7 protein-coding genes and 4 tRNA genes are annotated in these 7,585 nt (G+C 48.9%); 3 read left to right on the top strand and 8 right to left on the bottom strand.

Translation table 11 applies throughout. The features are described 5' to 3' along the window. Positions 1-164: 164 nt before the first annotated feature. The 7 genes from CWB99_RS18000 to murB form a co-directional block, all read right to left on the bottom strand. Positions 165-240 (bottom strand) — tRNA-Thr (locus CWB99_RS18000). A gap of 12 nt (positions 241-252) precedes the next feature. Then, positions 253-327, bottom strand: a tRNA-Gly gene (locus CWB99_RS17995). A gap of 44 nt (positions 328-371) precedes the next feature. Then, positions 372-456: transfer RNA gene (locus CWB99_RS17990), tRNA-Tyr, on the bottom strand. Positions 457-497: 41 nt separating this feature from the next. After that, positions 498-573 (bottom strand) — tRNA-Thr (locus CWB99_RS17985). A gap of 128 nt (positions 574-701) precedes the next feature. Next, positions 702-1,400, bottom strand: coding sequence for a type III pantothenate kinase (locus tag CWB99_RS17980; protein ID WP_138552327.1), 699 nt, complete (start codon positions 1,398-1,400; stop codon positions 702-704). Beyond that, positions 1,397-2,392: a bifunctional biotin--[acetyl-CoA-carboxylase] ligase/biotin operon repressor BirA gene (birA, locus tag CWB99_RS17975; protein WP_138552326.1), complete on the bottom strand. Its 996-nt coding sequence runs from the start codon at positions 2,390-2,392 to the stop codon at positions 1,397-1,399. The genes CWB99_RS17980 and birA overlap by 4 nt, the downstream gene beginning before the upstream one ends. Next, positions 2,385-3,398 (bottom strand): UDP-N-acetylmuramate dehydrogenase, encoded by a 1,014-nt coding sequence (murB, locus tag CWB99_RS17970; protein ID WP_138552325.1) that lies wholly within the window; start codon positions 3,396-3,398, stop codon positions 2,385-2,387. The genes birA and murB overlap by 8 nt, the downstream gene beginning before the upstream one ends. A 130-nt stretch (positions 3,399-3,528) precedes the next feature. Between murB and CWB99_RS17965 the strand changes: the two genes are divergently transcribed. Then, positions 3,529-5,376 (top strand): M1 family metallopeptidase, encoded by a 1,848-nt coding sequence (locus tag CWB99_RS17965; RefSeq protein ID WP_138552324.1) that lies wholly within the window; start codon positions 3,529-3,531, stop codon positions 5,374-5,376. Positions 5,377-5,399: 23 nt separating this feature from the next. Here CWB99_RS17965 and CWB99_RS17960 read toward each other — a convergent pair whose 3' ends face one another. Continuing rightward, a complete protein-coding gene (locus CWB99_RS17960; protein WP_138552323.1) occupies positions 5,400-6,053 on the bottom strand; it encodes a DUF2057 domain-containing protein in 654 nt (217 codons plus the stop codon). 217 nt (positions 6,054-6,270) lie between these two features. Between CWB99_RS17960 and CWB99_RS17955 the strand changes: the two genes are divergently transcribed. Together CWB99_RS17955 and CWB99_RS17950 are read left to right on the top strand one after the other, a co-directional pair. Then, positions 6,271-6,642 (top strand): histidine triad nucleotide-binding protein, encoded by a 372-nt coding sequence (locus CWB99_RS17955; protein ID WP_138552322.1) that lies wholly within the window; start codon positions 6,271-6,273, stop codon positions 6,640-6,642. 227 nt (positions 6,643-6,869) lie between these two features. Beyond that, positions 6,870-7,526 carry a helix-turn-helix transcriptional regulator gene (locus CWB99_RS17950; RefSeq protein ID WP_054016069.1) on the top strand — a complete coding sequence of 219 codons (657 nt, stop codon included), beginning with the start codon at positions 6,870-6,872 and terminating at the stop codon, positions 7,524-7,526. Positions 7,527-7,585 lie beyond the last annotated feature (59 nt).

Below are 7,585 nucleotides of genomic sequence, written 5' to 3'. Positions count from 1 at the left end.
TTCAAACTTTTCTTTTGCCATGACGGAACCTATAAGTTTTTGTGTATCTAGATTACATATAAAAATAATCCACACGCCACAACGGCGGCAGACTAAAATTATTAAGTACAATTATAAATGTTTTTATGACAAATCAAAGGAAGTATTTAGGAAGATCCGAAGACTGGTGCTGATAGGCAGATTTGAACTGCCGACCTCACCCTTACCAAGGGTGCGCTCTACCAACTGAGCTATATCAGCACACCAGAAAACTGGAGCGGGCAGCGGGAATCGAACCCGCATCATCAGCTTGGAAGGCTGAGGTAATAGCCATTATACGATGCCCGCTTTAGGAACCTGTTCTTAACTACCTCTAACCGTCAAGAATAAAGTGGTGGAGGGGGCTGGATTCGAACCAGCGAAGGCAGTGCCGTCAGATTTACAGTCTGATCCCTTTGGCCGCTCGGGAACCCCTCCACGTCAAAAAATTCTTGTCTAAAGCGTTGCTGTTTAAAAACTGGTGCCGACTATCCGAGTCGAACGGATGACCTACTGATTACAAGTCAGTTGCTCTACCAACTGAGCTAAGTCGGCACTGCTTTAGTACGGGGCGAGATATTAGAGGAATGGCCGGGACTATGCAACACCCAAAGTAAAAAAAATCACAGATAATTGTTTAAATGGTCACATTTACAGCAAAAACCTGTATTGCAGGCAAATTATTATGCAAACTGCTGATATTTACGCCAGTACATCAGGCCCTGCAACACCAAAATATCATTATATGTACTTGGTCGGGCTAAGTGTTGTTGCATTAATTCGCCATATCCGCCAGCACAAACAATCACAGGCGTGTCGTCAGACTGGCCTAAATAGTATTCCAGCGCGCCTAAGGTTGCTACCAGGGCACCATTTTTGACCGCATTTGGCGTATTGGTACCCAGCTCAGGCAAAAATAAGCTGGTGTCATCACTGAAGACTTTCTGGGTATTGCTGACCAGGCTGCTGATCATCATATCCAGACCGGGCAAGATCCAGCCACCCAGATGTTGTCCGGCTTTATTTAGCACATCTATTTTGCTGGCGGTGCCACAATCGAGTATCACGCAGCTTTGTTGCGGATAAAGATGATAACAGGCCACCACCGTCAGCCAGCGATCGACTCCTAAGTTCTCAAATTGCGGATAAGCGCAAGTTAACCCACCCAATGTTGCACTGGTCTTAGCCTGATAATGTGGAATTGCCAGTTGCTGCGCACGTGCAATTAGTGGCGCTACCAGCTCTCCCTTACCCACCTGCGCAATCAGCACTTCTTCTATCTCTGGCCAGGGAATGTCTGCCTCAGCCACTAAGGAAATCACTTCCCCTGCCAGTGTCGCGGTTTTCAAAGCCGTATTACCCACATCTACCAGCAGTTTCATGAGGCTTCCTTACGCACTGAGATTTCGCCGCCGTAATAGGTTTTAAGCTCGCCATCCTGACGCAGCACCAAACCACCTTGTGAGTCTATGCCTTCACAAATGCCCCGCCACTGTTTTTGCCCTGTGGTCAGCGTTACGGCTTGCTGACGATGCACATTCAATGCATTCCACTGCTCAGTCATCACACTCAGCCCATGGCGTTGATATACCTCTAAGCGTTTTTGCAAACACAAAGTCAGCACGGCCACCAGCTGGTTTTTATTTACCGCATTAACGTGCTGGCTCAGATCGGTCCAGGCCTGGTCGATTTGCCCGGCAGCACTCTCTGGCATCGCCACATTCAGCCCAATACCAATCACCAGATGACAAGGGCCTTCAACCTGGCCATCCAGCTCAACCAAAATGCCCGCCAGTTTTTGTTCATTGAGGTAAACATCGTTTGGCCACTTCAGTTGCACATCCAGATCGAACAAGGCTTTAAGCGCATCATGTACCGCCAGCCCGACGGCTATCGACAACCCCATGGCGGCCTGCATACCTTCATCCAATTGCCAATAGCAACTATAATAGAGGTTCGCACCAAATGGAGACTGCCACTGACGGCCACGTCGGCCTCGCCCAGCCTGCTGCATTTCCGCAACCAGCACTTGCCCTTTGGGAATAGACTGGTGAGCCTGAATACGACGCATCAGCTCGCTATTGGTTGAATCAATAATAGAATGCACTTCAATCTGACACGGCGTGTCACTGACCTGCGCCCAGCTCTGACGGATCTCGGCTTCCTCTAATAAAGGCAAACTGTTATTGAGCCGATAGCCCTTGCCCGTTACCTTAAAAATGTCGATGCCCATTTGCTGTAAAGACTTAATGTGCTTAGACACCGCCGCCCGGCTGATCCCCAACTGTTCGCCCAGTGCCTGCCCGGAAACAAATTCGCCGCACTTCAGGGCATGTAAAATGGCCAGCTTATTGCCATCGGGTGCTTTAACCATAGTGCGCTTCCTGTATTGTAATTTCACCCTGCGGGCCTATCAGCCTGACCTCATGCTCCAGCACAATGTCAAACTGAGTGAGTATAGTGTGCTGAATATGGCTGATCACCGCCTTAAGGTCCTCACCATTGCTGTGGCCTTCATTGACCAGCACCAGGGCCTGGTGCTCATACACTCTGATCCCACCCCGCTGATAACCTTTAAGCCCGGCGCGTTCAATGAGCCAGCCAGCGGCCAGCTTGCTATGCTGCGCATCGACCGGGTAACTGGGCAGGTCGGGATAACGATTGGCCAGAGCGTCGGCTTGTGCTTTGTCGACCACCGGGTTTTTAAAAAAGCTTCCGGCATTTGCCAGCACCTGAGGGTCGGGCAGTTTACTGCGCCGGGTTGCCATCACTTGTTCAGCAACCGCCTGAGGAGTCACAGTATCACGGCACAGCGCCTTTAACGGACCATAACTCAGCACAGGCCGCCATTGTTTAGGTAGATGCAGAGTCACTTCAGTAATGATAAAACGGTCTTTTAGCGCATGTTTAAACACAGAGTCGCGATAGCCAAGCTCACAGGCCGCTTTATCTAACGTTTGTATGGTGCGACTGGCAATATCAAAGCCCGTCACCTGAAACAATACATCGGCCAGTTCCACACCATAAGCGCCGATATTCTGGATCGGTGCTGCACCAATAGTGCCCGGGATCAAGACTAAATTCTCCAGTCCGCCAATCCCTTGTGCCAGCAGATGCATTACCAGTGTGTGCCAGGACTCACCCGCAGCGGCGCGCACAACATAATGATTGGCTTGCTCTTCGAGTACCACGCCATGATTGGCCATCTGGATCACTGTGCCCGCATAATCGCTCAGGAACACACTGTTACTGCCCTCACCCAGAATATAAAACGGCGTACTAAAATCGTGGTCGTAAAGCTGCGCCGGATCCGTTACACGCAGCAAGGTGCTGCATGACGCCGGTAGCGAGAATGTGTGTAATGACTGCAAAGAATGCACACCCAAACCTTGTAACAAATGCAAAATTGCCGCTAGTGTAGCCTATCCTTGGCTTTGGCGCATCAAGGTGTCATTTTGGCACTTAAGTGGTATAACAACGCCTCTACTCACATCATGAGCAAGGATAATAATGAAACTTTCTGCCCTAACCTTTGGTCTTGCCTTAGCAGGCCTGTCACATACCGCGTTGAGTGCTCAGGCGGTGGACGAACACACCTATGCCAACCTCAACGACGTGATCAGTACACACCTTCACCTGGATCTGGATGTTGACTTTGCAGACAAACAGCTGGAAGGTTTTGTGGAACACACGCTGGCATGGCAAAACAAACAAGCCAGAACCCTGGTGCTGGATACCCGAGACCTTGAAATAGACAAGGTGATGTATCAGGGCAGCAACGGGAAATGGTACCCAGCCTCTTTCACCCTTGCTCAACGCGATGATGTGAAAGGCGCCAAACTGACTATCCGCTTTAAGCAACAAGCGAAAAAAGCGCGCATCTACTACAACAGTTTGCCACAGGCATCCGGTCTGCAATGGCTGACGCCAGAGCAAACCGCCAGCAAGTCGCACCCTTTTATGTACAGCCAGTCTCAGGCTATCCATGCCCGCAGCTGGATCCCCGTCCAGGACACCCCAGCGATGCGCGTTACCTACTCTGCGCGTGTTAATACACCTAAAGATGTGCGTGCAGTCATGAGTGCCGACAACAGTGGCGCGTTAATCAAAGATGGCGACTATTGGTTTGATATGCCGCAGGCCATTCCGCCTTATCTTATCGCCATCGGTGCCGGTAACCTCGAATACAAAGAAATGTCGCATCAAACCGCCATTTTTGCCGAGCCACAGATATTAGATGCCTCTGTTGCCGAGTTTAATGACACCCAGGCGATGATAGATAAAACCAACGCCATGTACGGCGAATATGCCTGGGGACGTTATGACTTACTAATGCTGCCGCCGAGCTTTCCGTTTGGTGGCATGGAAAACCCACGTTTATCCTTTATTACCCCAACCGTCGTCGCGGGTGATAAAAGCCTGGTTAACCTGATCGCCCATGAACTAGCGCACTCCTGGTCAGGCAACCTGGTTACTAACGCCACCTGGGAAGATCTATGGCTGAATGAAGGTTTTACCTCTTATGTCGAAAACCGCATTATGGAAGAAGTGTTTGGTCGTGAGCGCGCGGTCATGGAGCAGGCATTGGATTCTGCCAGACTGCGGACCGTCGTTGAGGAGTTGCCGGCACCAGATACGCGCCTGAACCTGCGCCTAAACGGTCGCGATCCGGACGATGCATTCAGCACCATTCCTTATACTAAAGGTCAGCTGTTCCTGATCTACCTGGAAGAAAAGTTTGGTCGTAAAGTGTTTGATGCTTTTGTGAAAGGCTACTTTGACGCCTACGCGTTTAAATCGCTGACCACCGCCGAGTTTGTTCAGTATATCGAGAAACACCTCATCAACAAACATCCTGGCATAGTCAGTATGGATAAGGTCAATGAGTGGATCCATCAACCGGGATTACCGGCCGACGCACCGAATCCGACCTCAGATGCATTTGATAAAGTCGATGCCGCGACGAAAGCCTGGTTAGCTGGAAACAGCACGCTTAGTGCTATTCCCACCGCCAGCTGGACGGTGCACGAGTGGCTGCACTTTATCAACAACCTGCCACGTGACCTGGCTCAGGATAAAATGACTGCGCTCGATCAGGCGTTTGGGCTAACAAATTCAACCAATGCCGAGCTGGCCTTTGCCTGGTTTATGCTGGCTGTCGGCAATGGATACGACGCCATCTACCCTGCACTTGATAAGCACCTGACCGGGATTGGCCGCCGTAAGCTCATTGTCCGCTTATACAAGTCACTGGTTGCCAACGGCAAACGCGACTGGGCATATAAAGTGTATCAACAAGCCCGCCCGGGCTATCACCCGTTAGCACAAGGCACCATAGATGCCATCTTTGCTAACTAATTGATACCGGCAAAAGTACCGCCTCATCGAGGCTGTACTTTTTCTAAAAATGCCGCGCGCTGGGCCGGACTCGCCTGCTGCCACCAGAACTCTAGCATCGCCGCTGCGTCAGGCTTGCCAGCCTGAGGTGCTGCAGGCAAAGCGTCAGACAAAGCAGGTTTACTAGCTTGAGGCGCCACAGGTGGCTCTACAGGTAAAGAGTCGGCATGATCTGGCTTAGTCACCGGGGTTTTAAGCCTTTCTGTCGCCTGCGGTACTGAGCGGATCCGCAGTTGTTCAGTCAGCGTTTTGACTGGCGTACGCGTCCCATCTGGCGCTTTAAGCCACAGCTGTGGCTGCTTTGCAAACTGCTTAGCGGCTTTGAGTGTATCGGCCCTATCAAACTGCACGTGATAATCTCCCTGAGCACTCGCCTCAATGGTGATCCAAAAAGGCTTAGACTCAATCACTTCATGGTCGTCATAGTCGATTTCATACAAATCCGTATACTTTACCCGGATCTGATGCATCCCTGTCGAAAGCGTCAGATCTCGCACTTTGTTAAAGAATGAATGCTCTATTTCCTGCTGCCCTACCTGTAACGGCAAGAGTTCTTCTGGAAAATGCACCTGCGCCGCCATGACACGCCCACAAAACAGGCTGACGCACAGAAAGCAAAAAATGCGTATTTTCTTCATAATTCCTCTTTATTTTGTTGTTAATGTGGCTGACACTTAGCTGTGAACCTAAAATAGATACAGAGTAATTAAGCGTCCTGTTCGGGCTAAAGCACTCACTTGCCACAGATTGGTATCCGCTTGTCGAGTGACTAAACTCTGAACAACACTTTTCGCTTGTATCTTACTCTTTGCACGCTATGCTGATCAGCTAAACTTTCGTATACAAGGAAAAATAATGAGCCAAGAAACAATTTTTACCAAGATAATTAACCGGGAAATTCCCGCCGATATCCTGTATGAAGATGAGTTGGCCCTGGCGTTTAAGGACATCAATCCGCAAGCTCCCTTTCATGTTCTGGTGATCCCAAAAACCCCGATCCCCACCATGAATGACATTAATGAAGAAAATGCACACCTGGTTGGGCATTTGTATCTGGTAGCAGCTAAGCTTGCTAAAGAGCACGGTTTTGCAGACGACGGCTATCGTGCGGTTATGAACTGCAATAATGATGGCGGTCAAACTGTTTACCACATTCATTTACATGTACTTGCAGGAAAAGAAATGGGCTGGCCTCCATACCAGGATAAGAAAAAAGTAGTAGGCTAAATTATTCTTTGTTAATGAATGTAATTTACTAACATATTAGCAAATAAAAAAATAAAAATATAAATATCAAAGCCTTGGGGTTTTACCTAGGGCTTTAATTCGACAACAAGATCAGAAATGCCACAATATATAGCAGAACGATCTATTTATTGATGATATTTCTAATACAAAAGGTCTGAGTCCCGTGATAGCATTGCGTAATCAGACAGAATGAGAGTGTTTTCCACATGAGCAGTACTGCATTTTTATTGCTAGACAAAGAACCTATTAACACCATAGGCGTCAATGTATTACAACCATTGCTGAAAACTCAGGGGTTGGACGTAATCACTGGGACCGATATTTCAGAAGTACCAGAGAACACTCGTTTACTCTTCATTGAAACGGCTGTCAATGATGCCTGGGGCAAGTTAAAAGAGCAGCTTGTCAACCTCAAGGTTAGTTGCGACATTGTGTTGTTTAATCTTGATGAAAACCCTGAACTGGCCAATCGCGCCCTGCTCAGCGGTATCCGTGGCGTCTTCTATACCACGGATAATGCGGATGTGCTGATGAAAGGGATCCGCCTGCTGATGGAAGATCAGCTATGGTATCGTCGTGAGATTATGTGTAATGCACTGAACCGCATGCTGCAGTTTAACAAAGACGCACTACACAAGCTGACTGAAGGTGATATTGAACCGGTTAAACTCACCAAGCGTGAAAAGGCCATCATTACCTTAATGAGTAAAGGGTCAAAGAACAAAGAAATTGCGGAAGATCTGAACATCAGCCCACACACAGTGAAAACTCACCTGTACAGTGCATTCAGAAAAACCAAATGCCGTAACCGGATCGAATTATTGTCCTGGGCGCAACAAAATATCCCAGACGAAATTCGCTAGTTTACGTCTCATTGTGAGTGTGCCGGGGCCAACTCGGCACATTTAACCTCTTAGCACCG

The organism is Pseudoalteromonas rubra (assembly GCF_005887095.1).
GTDB classification, from domain to species: domain Bacteria; phylum Pseudomonadota; class Gammaproteobacteria; order Enterobacterales; family Alteromonadaceae; genus Pseudoalteromonas; species Pseudoalteromonas rubra_E.
The sequence above is the reverse complement of the archived record's forward strand: the minus strand, read 5'-3'. Positions and strand labels throughout refer to the sequence as shown.